General features: G+C 56.5%; 1 protein-coding gene. It reads right to left on the reverse strand.

What is annotated here, in order from left to right; all coding sequences use genetic code 11:
• On the reverse strand, window positions 1-255 hold a 255-nt coding region (locus ACUHMQ_RS21330; RefSeq protein ID WP_445297431.1), incomplete at both ends, for a VCBS domain-containing protein.

A 255-nucleotide genomic window follows, 5' to 3' on the forward strand; every position in this document is an offset into this window, starting at 1 on the left:
TGGCTGTGATGCCTGTCGTCTGGAAGCTGGCCTGACCTGTATCCGCATCACTGATGGTGAGCGTGCCGCTGTCAGTAAGCAAACCCGTACTACCTACTGCCACATCCTCTGTCACAGCGCCGATCGCCTTGCCGGCAATCACTGGAACATCATCGGTACCCGTGACGGTGATCGCAACATTGGACGGGGTTCCATCCACACTTGCCACTGCAAAGTTCAGCGTCAACGATTGGCCCGCTCTCAGACCTTGTACTT

It is taken from the genome of Chitinimonas violaceus, assembly GCF_052601015.1.